Annotated in this window: 20 protein-coding genes and 1 pseudogene; 19 read left to right on the top strand and 2 right to left on the bottom strand. The window is 41.0% G+C overall.

Translation table 11 applies throughout. The features are described from left to right. Position 1 precedes the first annotated feature (1 nt). From M3087_RS04835 to M3087_RS04790, 9 genes are all read left to right on the top strand, one after another. Complete coding sequence (locus M3087_RS04835) at positions 2-772, top strand: glycosyltransferase family 2 protein (RefSeq protein ID WP_249094097.1); 771 nt, start codon at positions 2-4, stop codon at positions 770-772. Between the two features lie 10 nt (positions 773-782). Further along, on the top strand, positions 783-2,102 hold the full coding sequence (locus M3087_RS04830; RefSeq protein WP_249094095.1) for an O-antigen ligase family protein: 1,320 nt from the start codon (positions 783-785) through the stop codon (positions 2,100-2,102). A 74-nt stretch (positions 2,103-2,176) separates the two neighbouring features. Continuing rightward, complete coding sequence (locus M3087_RS04825; RefSeq protein ID WP_249094093.1) at positions 2,177-3,391, top strand: glycosyltransferase; 1,215 nt, start codon at positions 2,177-2,179, stop codon at positions 3,389-3,391. 47 nt (positions 3,392-3,438) lie between these two features. Further along, positions 3,439-4,476, top strand: a complete 1,038-nt coding sequence (locus M3087_RS04820) for a DUF6625 family protein (protein ID WP_249094092.1) — start codon at positions 3,439-3,441, stop codon at positions 4,474-4,476. Beyond that, complete coding sequence (locus M3087_RS04815) at positions 4,473-4,733, top strand: transposase domain-containing protein (RefSeq protein WP_317236690.1); 261 nt, start codon at positions 4,473-4,475, stop codon at positions 4,731-4,733. The genes M3087_RS04820 and M3087_RS04815 overlap by 4 nt, the downstream gene beginning before the upstream one ends. Positions 4,734-4,876: 143 nt before the next feature. Further along, a complete protein-coding gene (locus M3087_RS04810) occupies positions 4,877-5,926 on the top strand; it encodes a glycosyltransferase family 4 protein (RefSeq protein ID WP_249094091.1) in 1,050 nt (349 codons plus the stop codon). 7 nt (positions 5,927-5,933) lie between these two features. Then, positions 5,934-6,386, top strand: coding sequence for a UDP-N-acetylglucosamine transferase subunit ALG14 (locus M3087_RS04805; protein ID WP_249094090.1), 453 nt, complete (start codon positions 5,934-5,936; stop codon positions 6,384-6,386). 85 nt (positions 6,387-6,471) lie between these two features. Continuing rightward, on the top strand, positions 6,472-6,939 hold the full coding sequence (locus M3087_RS04800) for a glycosyltransferase (RefSeq protein WP_249094088.1): 468 nt from the start codon (positions 6,472-6,474) through the stop codon (positions 6,937-6,939). Positions 6,940-7,840: 901 nt separating this feature from the next. Beyond that, positions 7,841-9,199: a transposase gene (locus M3087_RS04790; protein ID WP_249094085.1), complete on the top strand. Its 1,359-nt coding sequence runs from the start codon at positions 7,841-7,843 to the stop codon at positions 9,197-9,199. Positions 9,200-9,450: 251 nt separating this feature from the next. On the opposite strand, the gene M3087_RS04785 is transcribed toward M3087_RS04790, so the two are convergent. Then, entirely contained in the window at positions 9,451-9,666 is a 216-nt protein-coding gene (locus tag M3087_RS04785; RefSeq protein ID WP_249094083.1) for a hypothetical protein, read from the bottom strand. Positions 9,667-10,299: 633 nt separating this feature from the next. Between M3087_RS04785 and M3087_RS04780 the strand changes: the two genes are divergently transcribed. Then, complete coding sequence (locus M3087_RS04780) at positions 10,300-12,888, top strand: S8 family peptidase (protein ID WP_249094082.1); 2,589 nt, start codon at positions 10,300-10,302, stop codon at positions 12,886-12,888. 23 nt (positions 12,889-12,911) lie between these two features. Here M3087_RS04780 and M3087_RS04775 read toward each other — a convergent pair whose 3' ends face one another. Continuing rightward, positions 12,912-13,901, bottom strand: coding sequence for an AAA family ATPase (locus tag M3087_RS04775; protein WP_249094080.1), 990 nt, complete (start codon positions 13,899-13,901; stop codon positions 12,912-12,914). Between the two features lie 553 nt (positions 13,902-14,454). On the opposite strand from M3087_RS04775, the gene M3087_RS04770 reads away from it, so the two are divergent. The 9 genes and pseudogenes from M3087_RS04770 (at position 14,455) to M3087_RS04730 (ending at position 21,331) form a co-directional block, all read left to right on the top strand. Continuing rightward, positions 14,455-14,952 (top strand): HU family DNA-binding protein, encoded by a 498-nt coding sequence (locus M3087_RS04770; RefSeq protein WP_249094078.1) that lies wholly within the window; start codon positions 14,455-14,457, stop codon positions 14,950-14,952. Between the two features lie 244 nt (positions 14,953-15,196). Further along, on the top strand, positions 15,197-15,823 hold the full coding sequence (locus M3087_RS04765; protein ID WP_249094076.1) for a hypothetical protein: 627 nt from the start codon (positions 15,197-15,199) through the stop codon (positions 15,821-15,823). Next, a pseudogene (locus tag M3087_RS04760) lies at positions 15,823-16,098 on the top strand (nucleotidyl transferase AbiEii/AbiGii toxin family protein); the annotation flags it as partial. The gene M3087_RS04765 and the pseudogene M3087_RS04760, both read left to right, overlap by 1 nt. 112 nt (positions 16,099-16,210) lie before the next feature. After that, positions 16,211-16,996 (top strand): hypothetical protein, encoded by a 786-nt coding sequence (locus M3087_RS04755; protein ID WP_249094074.1) that lies wholly within the window; start codon positions 16,211-16,213, stop codon positions 16,994-16,996. Beyond that, on the top strand, positions 16,996-17,490 hold the full coding sequence (locus tag M3087_RS04750) for a hypothetical protein (RefSeq protein ID WP_249094073.1): 495 nt from the start codon (positions 16,996-16,998) through the stop codon (positions 17,488-17,490). Before M3087_RS04755 ends, M3087_RS04750 begins: the two co-directional genes overlap by 1 nt. A 279-nt stretch (positions 17,491-17,769) precedes the next feature. Further along, the gene (rfbA, locus tag M3087_RS04745; protein ID WP_022384901.1) at positions 17,770-18,678 is read left to right on the top strand and encodes a glucose-1-phosphate thymidylyltransferase RfbA; all 909 of its coding nucleotides are present in this window, start codon (positions 17,770-17,772) and stop codon (positions 18,676-18,678) included. Positions 18,679-18,682: 4 nt separating this feature from the next. Further along, positions 18,683-19,237 carry a dTDP-4-dehydrorhamnose 3,5-epimerase gene (rfbC, locus tag M3087_RS04740; RefSeq protein ID WP_249094072.1) on the top strand — a complete coding sequence of 185 codons (555 nt, stop codon included), beginning with the start codon at positions 18,683-18,685 and terminating at the stop codon, positions 19,235-19,237. Between the two features lie 21 nt (positions 19,238-19,258). Beyond that, complete coding sequence (gene rfbD / locus M3087_RS04735; protein ID WP_249094071.1) at positions 19,259-20,170, top strand: dTDP-4-dehydrorhamnose reductase; 912 nt, start codon at positions 19,259-19,261, stop codon at positions 20,168-20,170. 21 nt (positions 20,171-20,191) lie between these two features. Further along, complete coding sequence (locus tag M3087_RS04730; protein ID WP_249094070.1) at positions 20,192-21,331, top strand: dTDP-glucose 4,6-dehydratase; 1,140 nt, start codon at positions 20,192-20,194, stop codon at positions 21,329-21,331. The last annotated feature ends 58 nt before the right edge of the window (positions 21,332-21,389 follow it).

Genomic DNA, 21,389 nt, shown 5'->3' with positions numbered 1-21,389 from the left:
TATGAAAGTATCTGTAATTACCATTTCGTTTAATGCGGAAGCGTGCATTGAAAACACCATAAGATCCGTCCTAAGTCAGAGTTATGATGAATTTGAGTATGTGGTGGTGGATGGCAATAGTACTGATAGGACAGTAGACATCATCAAGAAGTATGTCGGACGGATTTCCAAATGGATCAGTGAACCGGATACAGGCATTTACAATGCTATGAATAAGGCCGTGAGGATGTCTGAAGGTGAATATTGCATTTTCATGAATGCAGGTGATGTGTTTCTCAATCCTCTAGTGTTGAAACAAGTTTCTCCGTTCTTGGAGGATGGGGTTGACTACTTAGTAGGAAATGAAGTATCTGTCAAAAAAGGAAAAATTGTCGATTATGCATGTGCGCCTAAAAAGATTACCACGCGCTTATTTGTCCAAAGATCTTTGAGTCACCAGGCTTCTTTCATTCGAAGGGAACTGTTACTTCGGTGTCCCTACGATGAATCCCTAAGGATGGTGAGCGATTGGAAGTTTTGTATTCAGACATTATTGCTGGGTAAAGCTACTTATAGAGCTATTAATGTGGACGTGTGTCAATTCAATCAAGACGGCATAACATTCACCCATAAGAATTTTGGACACATGGAACGAATGAAAGTTTTGCAGGAGTTATTGCCGGAAGAAGTGAAGAAAGTCCATGCGCATAGGACGCTTTGGAAGCGTGTAAAGGAACGACTCAAAAGGGAAAAGAGAATTGTACAGTTTTATATTCGAAAGATTAATAAATAAAAAATATATCATGTTAGGAATCGTATTGTTAGTAATTTCTATAATTTTGTTTGTTGTTAAAAAATGGCAATATCTATCCTATTTCTTATATATTGGATTTCTGACTGATGGCTATAACATTGCTATAGATAGAGTACTTGGGGGATTGAAAAATGTGGACTTAGCTTTGATTTATAGTATTGTTATCATGGGAGTGCTGGTTATCACACATACATATAAACCAATACCGTTGAAAACCAATAAAAGTTTTGTTTGGTTATGCATATTCATTACAGCCAGTTTTATTTTTTCTATGGCCTACTATAATATTCCATTTTTCGATACCTTACAAGGCGGACGTTTCCTATTGTTGGTTTTGTGCTATCCAATTTTGTTAAATATGCCTGCCACTAGCATGCAGAAATTACTCCATCTGTTGGCATGGTTTACAGTGTGGATGGCCGTCGTGGACGTGTTACAAATTATTCTTCAACATCCAATACTGCCTACATATACGATTACTAAAGACAATTCTTTAGGACTGATACGTTTTTACAGTTTTTCCCCTTTTACAGTGTTCTATTTGATAGTCACAATTTTGAATCCCTCTTTTTATGGAAAGTATACAAAACTAGTAATGGCACTATTTGTGGTATGTCTATTGGGGACGTTTGCGCGTTCGCTCATTCTATTTACAGGTGCTGCTATTGTATTGGCACTAATTTTTTCTGGAAGGAAACGTTTGATTATAAAATATGCCCTTTTAATGGGATTGGTGGCACTGCCTTTCTTGCCTATGTTATCCGAAAGGTTTGGGGGAGATACATCCTCGGATATTCAGAATGTGTTACTGGGAAATATTGAGTTCAGCTCTTATGAACAACAAAGCAATGGAAATTTTACTTATCGGATATCATGGGTGCTTGAACGTGTACTTTATTTGGTGGATAGGCCTTGGGTAGAGCAATTCTTTGGTATGGGGCTATTGTCTGATTCATCTCCAATTTCAAATAGAATGTACAATTTTGTTGTAAACATTAAATTTTATGATACAGGTATTGTTCAGCAATTGAAGTCTCCTGATATTGCTTACGGAACTATGTTGTCATATTATGGTTTTGGAGGAATGGTCGTATACTTCTATTTTCTTTGGAATGTATTTCGTGAATTTTATAGAAGCTGCCATCATCACCCTTATTATGTAGCCTCAGCCGTATGGATAGTGTATATATTTCTGCTTTCTTTCTTTAGTGACAAATTGAGCATGATCTCCATATTTTGCCTCTGCTTTGTAATCTTGGCATATAGGAAAAAAGTTGATTTACAAATGATGGCAGAAAGCAAAGTATGACTAAATATAAAGATGTGATCATGGGAAAGAAGAAACCGGTCATTTGAATTTGAAAAATCAATCAGAATAAGAGTATGAGAATCTGTTTTTTGACACTTTTTACACCAACGAGTGAGAATCGTGGGGGGCCTACAGCCCTGCCTTACTACTTGCTGAAATACCGCAGCTCTTCCATTAGTATTCATATGCTTACATGTAATTTGAATGATATATCTGAAAAGGAGTTGCAGCAGATTGCTGATGATTTGGAGGTAACTTATGAGGTAATGCACATTCATAGTTGGTATAAGTTGGCGAAACGTAATCATCAAACGAAGATACGGGTTCTATTTAAATATCCGATTTTTACATATGTATATAGCAAAAGGCAAGTGGCAAAGAGGCTTGAAGAACTTAATCCGGATGTGATATGGCAGTATCCTGATACGTTCTTTGAAATGCTTGATGTTTTGCCTGATAAGATACACGTAGTGACAGGACCAGATTGTTCCGCTTTGACAAATCTGCGTGGTTCGCTTGATCCTTTTTCATGGAGTTCAGCTGTGCGCTTTTGGTGGAATGCCAAACAAGTATACAGTAACTTACTTCTTGACCGAAAAGGCGTGAGAAAGAATGTTTTGTATCACGTTGTAGGAATGGAAGATTACCGTTACATAAAAAGAATTGCACCAAAAAAAAATGTATTTTTTTTACTGCATCCACACTACTCACTCGTTAATAGTCCAATAGTAGACCTACATAAACCCAAGTTGAAAGTTCTGATTGCTGGACAAATGAAGCAACAGTTGCTTTTAGGTACAGGAGTAAAAGACTTAATGGACAGTTTGAGCTTTTTACCCGAAAGCTTGAAAGATCGATTTTGTTTTACTTTCCTCGGTAAGGGTTGGGAATCATATAATGAACAGTTACAGATGCAGGGGTATACAAGTGAACACATTAAATGGGTAGAAGACTATGTGGAAACCATAGCCTGTTTTGATATTCAAATAGCACCTATAAGTGTGGGAGCGGGAACAAAGGGAAAGATTCTTGATGCTATTGGTAATGGAGTATTAGTAATTGGTACTACATATGCTTTGGAAAATATCGCTGTGCGGACGATGCATTCGTGCGTACACTATCGAACAGCGAATGAAATACCCTCAATACTTTTGTCCATAGCTAATCATCCGGACCGTTACGAAAAGATTGCTCGTCAAGGGGTATATCAGGTAAGGACTTATCACGCACCTAAAAGAATAGCTCAAAGATTCTTTGGGATAATTGAGCATTTTTGCTTGGATAGTTAACATTGTTATATTATGCATAAATTTACAATTGATATTTGATAGATTGAATGAAATCCATTGCTTTTATTATTCCCTATTTCGGACGCTTCAACAACTACTTCCAGTTGTGGCTAAACTCATGTGCTGCAAATCCAACGATAGATTGGTTCATATTTACAGATGATAAAGAAGCATATGATTATCCTCCAAATGTTCATGTGAATTATACGACGTTGAGTGAAGTCAAACGTCGAGTTGAAGTTGCATTAGACTGTCAGGTCTGTTTGGAGAGACCCTATAAGCTGTGTGATTTCAAACCTTTTTACGGTATTATTTTCGCAGAGGAATTGAAGAATTTTGATTTTTGGGGGTATTGCGATATCGATTTGATTTGGGGAGATATACGGCATTTTCTCTCTGATGACTTGCTGATTAAATATGATAAGATTTTTTGCTTTGGTCATTGCACGTTGTTAAGGAACACAGCTATTATCAATCATTTCTTTACATTGCAGGCAAAGGGGGTGATCCCATGGCAGAAAGTTGTAAGTGAACCGTTTTTCTTCCAATATGACGAGTTTGACCAAATCAACGGAATATTTGAGAAGCATTTCTCGGCTCGTTTTTGTCGTGCGTCAGTCGCTTTTGATGCACGATATGACAAACGTTCTTTACGACCGAGTGAGGCAACAAAAAACATAGTTGGTGTAAAAGATCTAGAATATTTATTCATGTGGCGTGAAGGAAAACTTCTTGGATATTATTGTGAAAAAGATGGCATCATTCATAAACAAGAATTCATGTATCTACATCTGCAAAAGAGAAAAATGATTAATACTATTGCGAGGCAAGAATCTGTCTCGTTTTTTCTGATTTTACACAATAGGTTCATTCGTGGTACAGAAGTCACAACAGAGAATTTGCATTACTTTATGTCGGGTCACTCCTTGAGACCTTATAGATTGAAAGAAAGCATACGACATATAATGAATATTCTATTTGATAACTATGTGCAGAAGCCATATTTTCGTGGCTCTGTAAGTTATTGGGTCGACAAGGCTTTAGGGCGAAGTCGGAAATATGATTATCGTTATCGCAATAAATGATAAAACCAATGAAGTTATTGCTCAAGAACTGTATGACCCTAGGCAGTGAGGACGCGGCAGAAAACTCGGTATATATCTTTTCCCTGATTGGAAGCTGTAAGTTTAACGACATAGACCCTCAGGATTACTTGAAACACTTGTTTGAATTTATTCTTCATGGTAAGGGCTGCGACAAAAAGGTCTTTCTGTCATGTTTTATAGATCAGGATGTTAAAGAAAAAATATTTTCTTACAGATGTTTTTATTTTATCAGCTGAAAAATACTCGATAGAATTTTCGTGTCGGGAAATAGAGTGATTACGAAATATTCATATAATGTACAATGAGGATAACCCTAAGTAAATCTTAAATAGGCATGAATAAGATATTGATAACTAAAGATATTAGCAAACATATCCTTATGGCTGGAAACTATTATAAGCATCACCATCCTGGAGGTATTTCAGCTGTAGTGCAATATTGGAGTGAATATATTGATGCTTTACAATACTACCCAACTTACAAACTTTCTAATATATTTGTTCGTTTTTGGTACTTTTTGTCTGCCTATGTCTGTTTAACCTTTCGGATGCTGATAGATAAAAATATCAAAATACTGCATTTACATACAGCAGCAGACGGCTCTTTTTGGCGAAAAGCGCAATTGGTGAAGCTTGGACATTTTTTTAAGAAAAAAGTCATTTTACATATACATGCTAGTCGATTTAAAGACTTTTATAGCAATTCATCAGCTAAAAAGCGTGTATGGATAAAGGATATATTAACAGAAGTAGATGTGTTAATAGTCTTATCTGAGTCATGGGAACAGTGGTTCATTGGTATAGGAATACCACAAGATAAAATTGTCATTCTCCATAATATTACACCATATCCAACTATCATACCCCCCGCTAAAAAGGAGGATGGGAAAATCCATTTCTTATTTCTTGGAGAAATAGGCAAACGTAAAGGGGTCTTTGACATTCTTCGTGCAATAGAAGCCAACAAGGAAAAATTCTGTGGTAAAATGGAATTAAAAATAGGTGGAAATAAAAATGAAGACGAACTTAGAAGGCAGATAAAAGAGTTTAGAATAAATGACATTGTAACATTTGAAGGCTGGGTGAGCGGTGATAAAAAACTGGAATTACTCAATTGGGCTGATGTTTTTATTTTGCCGTCTTTTAATGAGGGATTACCGATTTCTATTCTGGAAGCAATGAGTTATGGAATGCCTATAATTTCAACTTTTGTAGGAGGCATTCCTGAAGTAGTAAAGAATGATTTCAATGGTACAATCATTTCTCCTGGCAATTCAGAAGAAATTTCTATCGCTATAATGAAATATATAACCTCTCCAGAAATTATTAAGAAAGAGGGGAAAGAAAGCAAAAATATAGTAAAAGACTATTTGCCTGAAGATGTTCTTAATTGTCTGAAAAATATTTACGATAACCTCATTAATTCATAAATAGTACATGAAAAAAATTTTAGCCGTTGCTTCCATTGGCGGACACTGGGTGCAATTGTTGCGCATAACCAAGCCATTAGAAAGTCATTATGAGGTGGTATATATGTCAACTCACCCGAAATGCAAGTCGATGGTAGGCAATCATCGCTTTCATACCATAACGGATTTCAGCCGCTGGGACGCCTGGAAGATGTTGCCTGCCTCATTTAAGATATTAGCATTCCTGCTAAAAGAACGCCCTGCGGCCATCATTACTACGGGAGCGGCTCCGGGATTGTTGTCCATTGTAATCGCCAGGATGGTGGGCATTAAGACCATTTGGGTGGATTCGGTGGCTAATGTACAGACTATGAGTACCTGCGGAAAGTTAGCCCGTAAATTCGCCAATTACGTTTATACACAATGGCCCGGACTTGCGACTTCGCAAGTGCATTATGCTGGAAATATATTTGGCGAATAGGATTTTACTATTGTGATGGATATTTTCTGATAGGAATCTATCTTATCGCTCTTTGACTTATTGTAAAACCTTTAATATAGAAGCTATGATATTCTGTACAATAGGGACACAAGCTCCCTTTGACCGCTTTGTGAGAATCGTAGATGAAGCTGCAGCGCACTTGGATGAAGAAGTAATTGCTCAGGTCTATAAAAGCAAATATCAGGCAAAACATATTAAGACGATTGACTTCCTGCCGCCTGATGAATTCAACAAACTGTTTAGCAAAGCCCGTCTGATAGTCGCTCATGCTGGAATGGGTACGATTATCTCCGCTATGCGTCGACATAAGCCTATCATCATCTTTCCACGTATCGCAGCATTGGGTGAACACCGCAACGAGCACCAGCTTGCTACTGCACAGAAGATGAAGGAATTGGGATACGTCTATGTGGCAAATAATGCGGAAGAACTGAAGGATCTACTCAATAAACCAGACTTAAAGCCTTTGCATGAATTGGGAGACTTTGCAAGCCAGTCGTTGATAGATGAACTATGTAAGGTGATAGGATGACATTTGATATGTCATACCACTACTGTCCACTAAAAAATGGACTAGGTTAAAAATTAAATAAATTTGGTTCACTTGAATCATATCGGTCTTTGGCATTTTTGAAATTCGATTTGTCGAACAAGCCACGAAAATATGTTTGGTCGGTCAGTAAGATGCCGAGAATTTGAAGAACTTCATAGATGTTGCACTCCAATTTTATATCGTGCTTCACTATTGCTACTAAGCAGTAAGTGATTATGGAACAATAGATTTGTATGCGCACAGCATTTTCTGATGTTTCCCAGAACTCCTTAATCTTAAGGAGTTGTTTTATCCAATTGAAGAACAGCTCAGCACTCTATCTGTTTCGATAACACAATGAAATCAACTCCGCTGATGCGTCAAGATTGTTCGTCAGGAAGATGTATCGTGCACCGTCTTCAGGGCCTTTAACGATGAGTTTCCTAAGTTCTTCGAGATAGTACTTAGAACTTTTATAAACCATAAAGTATCCGATTATATCAGAAACTACACCTTTGGGCAATCTTCGTTTCCATGTTTGGGATTTAATCTTTACGTTGTTTTGGACTCGTACAACGAAGAAAGCACCTATGCGATTTATTGTATAAAGGTTGCTGAAATCTTTATATCCACGGTCGAATACATAGGGAAAGTCGTGAAATAGCTTAAAGATATGCAACTAATTGATTGGTAATATTATAAAGATTTTGTATCTTAGCTAAAGGAAATAAAAATTCCTCCGAACACCGTGAAAAAGTAGGGACATTCAGTAAATAGTATAAAATTAGCCAACTAATTCATACATAAAGTATTGCGAATTAGTTGGCTTTTTTGTATCTTTAGGCATTCCCCCGAATTTAAGGTTTGGCAGCCAAAACGGGGGAAATTCCCAAACTAAGATATGGCTAAGATACAAAATATTTCAGAAATTCACCCTACTTTGGGCTTTACAGAATTTGATATTCTGGAAAAATATCGCAAGAGTTTTCATGAGAGTGAGCTTGGCAGGCTTCATTCCGTGTTCCCGTTTGACCGTATGGCAAAGACTATGGGCCTGTCGGAACAGCGACTGGGACGCAGGAACATCTTCAGTCCTTCGGCTAAGATTGCCCTCATGGTCCTGAAGGCGTACACCGGCTTCTCTGACAGACAGCTGGTGGAACATCTTAACGGAAACATACACTACCAGATGTTCTGCGGAATCATGATAAATCCGTCTTTCCCCATAACCAACTACAAGATAGTCAGTGCCATCCGCAATGAAATAGCATCCCGTCTTGACATTGATTCCCTCCAGGAAGTGCTGTCCTCACACTGGAAACCTTATCTTGAGAACCTTCATGTGTGTATGACCGATGCCACATGCTATGAGAGCCATATGCGTTTTCCTACGGATATGAAACTCCTTTGGGAAAGCCTGGAATGGCTCTATAGGCATATCTGCCTTCATTGCAGGGATCTGGGTATAAGGCGTCCGCGCAACAAGTATGCGGATGTGGCGAAGTCCTATCTGTCCTACTGCAAGAAAAGAAAGAGGAAGGCTTCAAGGACAAGGATGCTCAGGCGTCGTATGATCAGACTCCTTGAAAAGCTTCTCATACAGAGGAATGAAATCCATAGAGAACATGGGACCTCACTCCGATATACCCGGGATTACCGGAAGCGTCTTTCCATCATCAGAAAGGTTCTTGTACAGGAAAAGGATTTGTTTGAAGGCAGGAAGGTCAGTGACCGTATTGTCTGCATTGACCGTCATTATGTACGTCCCATTGTAAGAGGTAAGGAAACAAAGTCTGTCGAGTTCGGTGCGAAGGTCAATAACATACAGATAGACGGCATATCTTTCATTGAACACCTCTCCTTCAAGGCCTTCAACGAAGGCATACGCCTGAAGGACTGCATCCGCATGCAGCAGAAGCTCATGAATGTGAGAGTAAGATGCGTGGCTGCCGATTCCATATACGCCAATAATGCCAACAGAAAGTTCTGTACAAAATATGGAATATCCACCTCCTTTGTACGCAAGGGAAGGGCGGGCAGGGATGAATCCTTGAGAAAGGTTCTCAGAAGTGAACTCTCAAAAGAAAGAGCTACCCGGCTTGAAGGCAGCTTCGGCACACAGAAGCAGCATTCCTCACTCTCAAGGATAAAGGCACGGAACAGAAAGACGGAAATCCTATGGATTTTCTTTGGAATACATACGGCAAATGCCGTACTGATAATTGACAAGATCAGAAACAGAGCAGTTAAAGCGGCATGACATGATTTTACTGACAGAATCAGAAGAGGCATCTGACTTCTTCCGGAACGTCATGTCCTGCTGATAAGAATATATGAGAAAATACCCAAAAATGACAATAAAAATGACATATGAAGTGATTCTACTTCGTCATCTTCATATGTCATTGTATTTTATAGGGACATTTACTGAATATCCCTTTGCAGTGGTTATAAGAGAAAGACCGTTCCCGGTAGAGAACGATCTAAAGCTGCAAGGAACGAGATGCTCAATCAATCGTAACGAAAACGGACGTTGCGTGTGATATAAGCACTTAGTCCGGCGCCACTCTTTGCGAGACGTTTCATCTCTTCGACATGTGTTCTTCCTGCTCTTCCGTAGCTATAAGAATAAGACCTGCCACCCTTGAACCATACGATGATGCGTGTGGCTTCGATCTCATAGCCTACGATGGGAGAGTTGCCTCTCAGATTTGCATACGGTATCATACTTTCTCCTCCTAAATTTAATGGCAACATGTTTTAGGTTGCCGTGTTAGTCTATCGTTGTTGAGGTTTTCATTCGTTGGTTTTTAATGAGAAAGGGAGGCCGCAAAGGGCATCCCTCTAGTTCCTTATTAGAGTGCAAGGAGTACAGCTTGTGCATTCCGACACCTTTCACGTAGCAAATATAAACATATTGCCTTAATAAAAAACACTTTGACTCACAAATGCTGGCTTGTTGGTTGTAAGCATGGGTAATCCACATTGCAAATTTTGAGAACTAGTTCCGGAACAGTGCTATTCGTAGCCGATTCGGAGCTATATAGTATCTATTCGGAACAAGTTTAGTTGGATTTAGCCCAATTGCATGGCAGAACTTCTTCCATATGAGGTGCTGTTGTTGCTAGGTGTAACCTTGTTTCTAAGAAACAGGCGGTGGAAGTGTCGTGGTGAGGAAATATCGCAAATTCTTTGCAAAATTCATCCGCCATACAATAAATCTCCGTAACTTTAGTCCTTGATGACATAATGATAATTGCTTAAATGTTATAGTTGTACACTATAAATCTAAGACTCTTATCTATATGCTCTGATTCTCAAATAAATGATTTAATCCTTATATCGAACTCACGCTAGTTTATGAAGAAAAGTCATCTGTTCTTAAAGAATGAACCCGGCATTAGCCTTAAGTTTAATCGAACAAGAGGGAGGGATAGTAAAGAAATTGTCTCGGAAGAGGAGAAGAATTATTGTAGGCAGAGAGAGAACTTTGCTCACTGTCGCACGCAATTCGAGCAAGAGTTAGAAAAACGGCATCAGGCAAGGAGTAGAGAGATTTCTGTAGAGCATCTTGATATGCTGTCGATTGACTTCTTAAAGATTGCAGATCGTGAATTAATAGAGAACTATTGTCGTTCCTACGGGCTGTCTGACCTGGTTTACTCTAATATGAATCAGACGGTTTTATTTGCGATATCTGATAGAGAACGATTCAATGATGCTTTTATGACTCAAATTGGGGCTTTCATAGCTGAAAATAATAATGCCGGAACAAATTATAAGGTCTTGACATTGATGGCTGGGTTCAGTTATTGGAGTAGTGAGGCAATGGATCCTTTTGGCACAGCAAAAGGTGATGCGGATGATGTGCTTCTCGAATTGACGGAAAGTTCAGCAAGAACAGCGAATAAGCATCAGGCTATCGTCAAAGAGATGGAAACATATCTGGATAGTAAGAAGATTGCTTATACACAGATAGAGACTGGAGTATTATATCAGCTAAAGTTTATTTCCAAGGAGGATCTGGAAGTCTTATTGGATAATTTTGACATTATACACAGAATCCAATCTTTGTATATGACCCGTGTGCGCCCTAATGCTTTGGGTGAGGTAGAGAGAGTCTCGGATGCATCTTTGAATTTGCTTGAAGGAGCGCCGACGATTGGGGTAATTGATACGGGGGTTCTAAGGCTACCTGTATTAGAGCCCATACTGGAGCAAGAGGGATTGGATCTGGTGGATAAGGAAACTCCGTATCCCTATGAGATTGATTTGAGTTCAGACTCCAGTCATGGGACAACCGTTGCTACATTGGCTGCATTCGGAAACAATTTCTATCGTAATATGGATGCCGACGTAGTGGATGCTGATGCCAAGATTTTTTCTATTAAAGTGCAGAAAGGTGAAATAGGACTTGCGAACATCGCTGCCATAAAAGAGGCCATTATTCAGGCTCATCAAGACTATGGTGTTCGTATCTTTAACCTCTCCATGTCTGTCCGAGTTAAGGGTTATAATCAGGGTGTTTCCACTTATGCCTATGTACTTGACAGGTTAGCCTACGCATACGATTTGCTGATTTTTATTTCGGTAGGTAATCTAAGTGTGGACGATATAGAGTATATGCAGTCTGTGACAGCCGATCCTGAAACGAGTGATAAGGTCAAACGTTTTCTGAAATATCCTAACCACTACTATAATCCATTTGTCACATTAGAGGAAACTGGGTGTCATGACGGTGAGTGTATGAACCTATGTGAGCCAAGTGAAAGTATGAACAATATGTCTGTTGGAGCGATTGCCGAAAGCTATAATCCAAATCATGGCAATCATGGATTGAGCTTGGGACGTGAGTTCCCTGCTTATTATTCGCGTAAATACCACATGGACTATAATTCATTGATTAATGGTACTCGCTTCAAGAACAATCAGAAGAATAAGAATCTCTTTAAACCGGATATTGTTATGCCAGGTGGTGATCAATTGGATGTTGAGTCACGCATGTTAATCTTGGCTCCGAGAATGGATGGAACAGGTCTGAAAATGGAACAGAATTCCGGAACAAGTTATGCTACTCCATTAGCTGCTAATATTGCTGCTAAGATTGTTCGTAGATATCCTAACCTGAATATGCAATCAGTGAAGGCTTTGATGATTAATAGTGCGGAGCCGATAAACGAACATTATCTTAATGGTACAATCCATGAATTGAAATCTTTAGATAATAATTCATATCCAGATGTTGATAGGAATGAGAAAACGCTTTTATCTAAGAAATATAGTGCGGAACGATTATCCAAGTATATATCCGGTCATGGTGTACCGAATATTTCTAAATGTATAGACTCTGATGATAATTGTTGCACGTTTGTTATTGAAGATACAATAGTCTTCGATAGTCACAAGGTGGTGAATCTGAATATCCCTGATTATTTGCTCCGGTATTCAAAGAAAGGAAGTGTGTTGACTCTGACTGCTACACTTTGTTATAAGTTTGATCCTAAGAGGAATAGTGTCTTGTCTTATTGTCCGCTGCATATTGCATTCAATTTTGGGAATAGTATGAATCATGATGATCCCAAAAAGAATGCTGAAGAGTATGCTACCCAAAGAGTCGCTGAAGATGAAGATAGAATGGCTATAAAATCAGGCGTAGGGGCATGGTCTGATGATTTCTTTCCACTATCCAGTAAAATGTTTTCAAATGTTCAGAAAATGAGTTTGAATATGAGCCGCGATGAGATAGAGAAGGTTCAGAACCAGCTATCTATTATTTTCCGATGTTCCGGACGTGATTGGCTTGTAGGGCAAAGCTATCCTTTCTCTTTTGTGCTGACAATTGAACAAAAGCATTCCGCGGAGTTGGATGGGCACAGTCTATATGATGGCTTGGAACTGGTTAATGATGTGGAAGTCATTGCTCAAGCTGCCCTTGAAGCTGAAGCTTAGTTTAAACGATAAAAGGATTGGCGTTAACCAATCCTTTTATCATTTAAGAGTTTTCTCCAAATAGCTGTTCGGATAACATTATCATTATATCCATCCAGTATATTCCGTTTTATTGCATTAAGCAAGGCACGTTTAATGACGTAGTAGGATAAATTCTTGCACTCGTTAGTTATAATGCTTTCTTTGGTTTGTTCATCGTCAAAGGTAAACCTGTCTTTTATTGTATATTGGATAAGATCGTGTATCTGTTCAGAATTAGGTAAATCTATTTTGATAGATAAATCAAACCTCCTAATAAGAGCTTCATCGATCATTTGTAATTGATTGGTAGCTGCAATGATAATCGTGTCTTGACCTACAAAATCAAATAGCTGCAATATCGTGTTAACAACCCTTTTCATTTCGCCATGGTCTTGACCATAATCTCTTATTTTCCCTAAACTGTCAAACTCATCAAGCAACACAATAGCCTTTTCCTTATCTGCACTCTTAAATATTTGGGTGAGATTCTTGCTTGTTTCTCCTAATTTAGAGGAAATGATTGTACCCAAATTGACAATAATCAGAGGACGATTCAATTCGCCTGCTAAGACATAAGCGCTTAGAGTCTTTCCACATCCAGATGGACCATGGAGTAATATTTTATTGGATACCGGAATATCCATTTGGGCAAGTGCTTCGGCTTGTTTTCTTTCCTTAATAAAATATTCAAATTCTTCCCGAATATCTTGAGGACAAACCAAGTCTCTCATTGTAAATGAAGACATCAGAGTCTGCAAGATATAATCTTCTGCTTTGCATTCAAATCCTTTGTTCAATCTGTATTCTCTGAGCTTGCTTAAAGAATTCTCTCTGTCAGATTCTTTAATGATGGAAAGCATCTCTGTTGCAAATTTGCCTCTGTTATTTTGTTGTGAATACTCCACAAACTGATACAACAAATCTACCAAACGAGCATTGTCGTTCGCTAAGGCAAATTTAGCCATTTGTTTAATATAATCAGCCTGTTTCATGAAAATCTATTGTCTTTTTTAATCTGCAAATATAGTTTTTTCGAATCAAAAAGACTAAGTTCAATAGAAGAATTTATATATTATGTGTATATTCAGACAATTACCGAATCATAAAAAGGCTATGTGTTACCAACTATCCGGATAAGATTCCCGATGATACATTCATATCATTAGACTTGCGTCTTCCATTAGGTATGAGTAGGGATATTATGATAGAGCTTTCTATATGGAGTGGTTTATGACTGAATGGAACATGATGGTAACTTGTAACAGAGACACCATAACAGGGTTGCATTTATTTGTTGATTAACCAGTTATCAAGGTGTGTGAACGCAAGTGTGAACGCAAACGGTGCATTTTGCTTGCCGGAGAATATAGCCGGGGCTATCTTTGCAATGTGATTCAACGACGGACGGACATCCCGGGTAACGGACGGAAGAGAATCGCGAAAGAATTCACGAATGTCTAACCCATTCAAGTGTCGCATACGCTCCGCTTCTTGTCAACGACAGGGACGGACGGGCGAAGGCTGAATGACTAATCAACAAGTAACATGGCTATAATTTATAAGGTAAAGCAAGCAAGTAAGGCAAACAAAGAAGGTAAGAAACTCTATCATCCGTCTACCGTTCACATCGGTCTCGTGACTACTGCCCAGATGGCAAAAGAAGTGGCGGAATATTCTTCGCTCACGGCCGGTGATGTGAAAAATACCATCGACAACCTCATCACCGTCATGCAGAAGCACCTGGTTTCCTCTGAGGTAGTGGAACTCGACGGCATCGGGACGTTCCGCATCCGCCTGAAGTCACAGGGCAAAGGGGTGGAGAACCCGGATGAGGTCTCTCCCAAACAGGCTGTCCCCAAGCTGTATTTCCATAGGGCTGCTGAGCGCAACATCACCCGTAGCACTTCGCTGTGGGGATTGCTCGGAAGAATGGAGTATAAGAGCATCAAGCAGTTGCGGGGGAGCAAGTCTATTCAGGTTATCCCCGACCCGGAACCGGACACGGACGGCGAAGAGAATGGGGATACGGACCATGGAGTCTGACCTTGGATTCCGGACCGGTGGTCTGTTGACTTGGAGGTAAGCCTCCACCAGCCATCAGACGTCGGGCAGGATCGAGAATAGGAAACAGTAGGAATAGTGACTGTTGCTAAGAATCAACTGGCAACAGTCGCTATTGTTTAATTCCAATGAGCATTGGGCTTTGAGATTGTCTTGACAGCAATATTTTGAATAGAAAAGGAAGTAATATTTCCTTTAGTGTTCAGAATATTGCTATATTTGTGGTATGGATAGACAATTGAGTGAAATAGGGACTATTCCGGTAACGACTTCAATCATTGAATCGCTATATCCAGAATTTAAGTCTGCCAACAAGAAAGTCACCTGGCTCGAAAAGCAAGGGGTTCTCATCAGACTGAAGCGAGGACTTTATGTGATTAATCCTGAATATTCTGGAAAGGCTCTATCGAGTGAGTTGATTGCCAATCATCTCTATGCACCCTCGTATATTTCAATGTCTACTGCGTTACGTTATTATGGGCTTATCCCCGAGGCTGTGTATGTGCATCAATCAATGACAATAAAACATTCCCGATGCTTTCAAACTCCAGTCGGCAGTTATGACTACAAATATATTTCAAGAAAGGCATTTCCGATAGGAGTAAGGAGTATGAATAAGGGTGACTATGCATTTCTTATTGCATCGCCGGAAAAGGCTTTGTGTGATCTGATTGCCAATTCCTCAAAAGTCGTTCTTCGCTATATGAAGGATGTAGAGGTATATCTTGAGCAGGATATTCGCATGGATATGGATGAGTTTTATAAGATGGATGCAACCATATTTGAAGATTATATCAATGTGGGCAAAAAGGCTGATTCAATTTCGACACTTCTAAAATTCTTCAGACGATGAATAGAGTCAAAGGGCGTGAGTGATATGACTTTGAATGGTATGTATGTCATAATATCTCCCTTAATTTTGTCCATTTGGCAGAACGATGCAAGCAGTTCAACAATGAGGATATTACTCCAGAGTTATTTAAGGAGAAACTCATTGAACGTCTCTCTACAACTGATATGAAACAAGTAAAAGAAGATGTATTGCCTTTCGTGCGCAATCCAAAAGAACTTGATATTTGGTCAAATGATTACTTCGTACAGTTGGCAGGGATGGTACGAATAGAATAATATGGCATTTGATGGACCTTTGGTAAAAGAGGATAGAATAACTCATGGATAAATTATTCTAAAAAGATAGGGCTAACGTGCACAATTGCACAAATATATTATATTTGCAGTAATGATGGATAGAAATGAAATTTCATTAAGAATTATTGGTAAGAACGGAGACGAGTCTCTTTCTCCTGCCAATTTTGACATCAGGCAAATTAGATTCTTGCTTGATGAAGTGGAGAATTTGCTTTATCCAGACAGAAAGAAACGCAAGGATCGTCCTACTATATCTTATGAGATGAAGGAAGGCTCTGTACTCAATGTCTTTAGAACATCTCTGCAAAGCGTCCTCTTGGTCTCTGCAATGCTTGGTGTTATTGAACAAGAAAATGGCTCTATTGATAAATTGGAAGTGGCAAGTGCGCAAGCGATAGAAAATCTTCAGTCTTTTGCATTGCGTTATAACTATGATATAGAAATAGGTACTTCTGACAAGCCACAACGCTTCTTTCGGATTACTCCAACCACACATTATGTTCGCCATGAAAATATCATGGTGGATATAGAGTGCTATTATTATGGTACCTTGACAGATGCCGGTGGAAAGGACAAGGCTAATATTCATTTGGATACGAAGGATGTTGGCTCCTTGACGATTCGGGCAGATAAGGAATATTTAGCCGGGTATCAGGGAAATCCTCTCTATAAAAATTTTGGTGTGCGAGTACGTGCTAAGAAGAATATCCTTACAGGGGACATTGACAAATCAACCTTGGTGTTGGTGGAACTGATGGATTACCAGCCAAAGTTTGACGAGGATTATCTTATGGACCTGATTCACAAAGCTACTCCTAAGTGGAAGGATATAAATCCCGATGAGTGGTTGACAAATATAAGGGGAGGACTTGTCTGATGGAACAGAATTGCGTACTTCTGGATACTAGCTTCTTCATTCGCCTAATGAATGAGGAAGATCCTTTGCATGCTAATGCTTTAGGATATTTCAGGTATTTTTTAGAGCATGATTTCGTGATTAAGATTAGCACGATAGCCATAGCTGAGTATTGCGTGAGAGGTGAAGTGAATGAACTTCCTCTTAAGAATATGCTCATCATTCCATTTAACTTCGACCATGCTCGAAGGGCCGGTAAGATGATTGCTGAGGTTTATGCTGAGAAGAAAAGGCGTGGTGTTACCATCACGCCGAGAGCTATCGTGCCTAATGATACTAAAATGTTTGCACAGGCGGATGTGGAATCTGACATCACCTATTATGCTACAGCTGATGTGGAATGTAAGAAAGTTTATAGTATGATCAAGTCGGCAGAAGGCAAATTGTCTTTTGATGTGGTTGACATAAATACTCCTCATTATACATTCTTCGGAGAGCTTGATTTTGAGGGATAAAAAGTAACTCTTTCAATAGTGAATACTGCTAATAATCAAACAGCAAGAGTCGCTATTATGCAACCCCAGCCAATCATTCGACCATTCAAAATCCTCTTCCGTTCCAATGGAGCAAGCTCTGAGAACATCGTGTGCACCGTGCTTGTATCTTTTTCTCGTGTTGCAAGGACGGGGAAACCATCTAATCAAAGTCCAATGAACAATCTTGGTTTAATTTTGTGGAATATCGTCCTGTGATGCAGGAGTTAAGTTTAATAACAATCAAAAAAACAACTATACATGAAGGGAATCGTTCTCGCCGGTGGTAGTGGTACAAGACTGTACCCGATCACCAAGGGAGTCAGCAAGCAGCTGATACCCATCTTTGACAAACCGATGATTTACTATCCTATTTCCGTGCTGATGCTTGCAGGCATCAGGGAGATACTTATTATCTCGACGCCTTATGACCTGCCGAGCTTCAAACGTCTGTTGGGAGACGGCAGCCAGTTCGGGGTGAGATTTGAGTACGCAGAACAACCTTCTCCGGACGGACTGGCGCAAGCGTTTATCATTGGTGAGAAGTTCATTGGAGATGATTGTGCCTGCCTGGTGCTTGGCGACAACATCTTCCATGGAGTCGGACTCAATAGTCTGTTGAGGCAGGCTGTGCTGGATGCGGAAGTGAATGGGAAGGCTACGGTGTTCGGCTATCGGGTGAGTGACCCGGAGCGATACGGAGTGGCAGAGTTTGATAAGGCGGGCAACTGCCTGAGTATCGAGGAGAAACCTGAGCACCCGAAGAGTAACTATGCGGTTGTCGGCTTGTATTTCTATCCGAACAAGGTGGTTGAGGTGGCGAAACACATCAAGCCGTCTGCGCGTGGAGAGCTGGAGATAACCACCGTCAATCAGCAATTCCTGAAAGACAAGGAGCTGAAAGTGCAGACGATGGCACGAGGCTTTGCGTGGCTTGATACCGGGACGCATGACTCCCTCTCGGAGGCATCGACCTTCATCGAAGTGCTGGAGAAGCGTCAGGGACTGAAGGTGGCCTGCCTCGAAGGGATTGCTTACCGCAAGGGCTGGATCACGAAGGAGACACTGCGCGAGGTGGCGCAGCCGATGCTGAAAAATGATTATGGCAAGTACATACTTTCTCTGCTGGATGAGAAGGAGGATGCTTTGGAAAAGGACTTGGAATATTAGAAAAATGGAAGTAATAAAGACAGAGATAGACGGAGTGGTCATCATAGAACCACGTATATTTAAGGATGCCAGGGGCTACTTCTTTGAGAGCTTCTCACAAAAGGAGTTTGACGAGAAGGTCGGGCATGTGGAATTTGTGCAGGACAATGAAAGTATGTCGTCGTACGGCGTCATGAGGGGATTGCACTTCCAGCGTCCTCCCTTTACCCAGGCAAAACTGGTGAGATGTGTCAGGGGGAAGGTACTGGATGTGGCTGTGGACATACGTAAGGGATCGCCGACGTACGGGAAGCATGTGGCGGTGGAATTGACCGAGGACAATCATCGGCAGTTCTTTATCCCGAAGGGGTTTGCACATGGTTTTGCCGTGCTGAGTGAAACGGCGGTATTCCAGTACAAGTGTGACGAGTTTTACCACCCGGAAGCGGATGGTGGCATCAGTATCCTGGATGGCAGTCTTGGAATCGACTGGCGCATCCCGACGGAACGTGCCATACTCAGTGAAAAGGATACGAAGCATCCGCTGTTGAGTCACTTTGATTCCCCTTTTGTCTTCTGAACTTTTAAATCCTGACAACAGATGAATATACTTATAACAGGTGCAAACGGACAGCTCGGACATGAAATGCGTCTCGTGAGCAGGAACTCGAAAGACAACTATCTGTTTACCGATGTGGTCCCGGCTGAAGGCGTGGAGACGGTCCTCCTCGACATGACGGATGCTGATGCCGTAAGGGCGTTGGTCGGTGCGAACGACATCCGCTGTATTGTGAATTGTGCGGCTTATACCAATGTGGACAAGGCGGAGAGTGATGAGCAGCTCTGTCACAGACTGAATGCTGAGGCTCCGATGATATTGGCGGAGGTGATGAAGGAGGTGGACGGACTGCTGGTGCAGATATCGACCGATTATGTTTTTGGGGGTGACCCTTACAATACACCTTGCCGTGAGGAGCAGTCGGGTACACCGACCGGTGTTTACGGCAAGACCAAGCTGGAAGGTGAAAGGAACATACAGGCAGTCGGATGTGATCATGTCATCATCCGTACGGCATGGCTGTATTCAGAGTTCGGTCGTAACTTTGTGAAGACCATGCTGGGGCTGACGGCGACGAAGCCGAGGCTGAATGTGGTCTTTGATCAGGTGGGGACTCCGACTTACGCGTATGATCTCGCCCGGACGATAGAGACGGTCCTGGCGGACTATGAGCGCGAGAACCCTCACGGGGGTTACAGCAAGACAGGCATTTATCATTTCAGCAATGAAGGTGTCTGTTCCTGGTACGACTTCACCAAGAAGATTGCAGAGCTGGCGGGACATACAGCATGTGACATAGAGCCTTGTCACAGTGATGAGTTCCCCAGTCCGGTGAAGCGTCCCGCCTATTCGGTCCTGGACAAGACGAAAATCAAGCAGACGTTCGGCATCAAAGTGCCGTACTGGACAGATTCATTGACCGTCTGCATGGAGAATATGAAAGCAATGCGATAACAGTCAAAACACAAGAGTGATATGAATTTCAAACGCAACATTATGATAACGGGGGGAGCAGGTTTTATTGGTTCCCATGTGGTACGCCTGTTCGTGAACAAGTATCCGGATTATAGAATCATAAACCTGGACAAGCTGACCTATGCCGGCAACCTCGCAAACCTGAAAGACATCGAGGACCGGGAGAATTATGTGTTTGTCAAGGCTGATATCTGTGACTATGAGACGATAAAGGGGCTGATGGCGGAATATGATATCGACGGAATCATCCATCTTGCTGCTGAGAGCCATGTGGACCGCTCGATAAAGGACCCGTTCACGTTCGCTCATACAAACGTGATGGGTACATTGACATTGCTACAGGCTGCAAAGGAATATTGGGAGAGTAAGCCCGAAGGTTATGAGGGCAAACGCTTTTACCACATTTCTACCGATGAGGTGTATGGGGCGCTGGAGCTGACCCATCCCGAAGGGGTTGAGTCTCCGTTTACGACAAAGGCCAGTTCGGAGCATCACCATGCCTATGGCACGGAATTCTTCCTCGAAGAAACGAAGTACAATCCGCATTCACCTTATTCGGCTTCAAAGGCCAGTTCGGACCATTTTGTAAGGGCTTTCCATGACACCTACGGGATGCCGACCATCGTGACCAACTGTTCGAATAACTACGGACCTTACCAGTTCCCCGAGAAGCTGATACCTCTATTCATCAACAACATCCGACACAAGAAGCCGTTGCCTGTCTATGGAAAAGGCGAGAACGTCAGAGATTGGCTTTACGTGGAAGACCATGCAAGGTCCATCGACCTCATTTTCCACAAAGGTCGAATCGCGGATACTTATAATATCGGTGGTTTTAACGAATGGAAGAACATCGATATTATCAAGGTTGTCATCAGGACGGTTGACCGCCTCTTGGGTCGCAAGGAAGGCGAGGATATGGACCTGATAACCTACGTGACTGACCGTAAGGGGCATGACATGCGCTATGCCATTGACTCCCGGAAGCTTCAGCGCGAGCTTGGCTGGGAACCAAGCCTGCAATTCGAAGAGGGGATAGAAAAGACGGTCCGTTGGTACCTGGAGCATCAGGACTGGATGGACAATGTGACCAGTGGTGACTACCAAAAGTATTATGATGAGATGTACCGGAACAGATAAATGATATCTCAGGATGGTCCTGCACCGTCATATATAGCAATAGCGACTGTCACTATAA

The organism is Mediterranea sp. ET5, assembly GCF_023337025.1.
Lineage (GTDB): Bacteria > Bacteroidota > Bacteroidia > Bacteroidales > Bacteroidaceae > Phocaeicola_A.
This window is presented reverse-complemented; position numbering and strand designations above follow the sequence as displayed.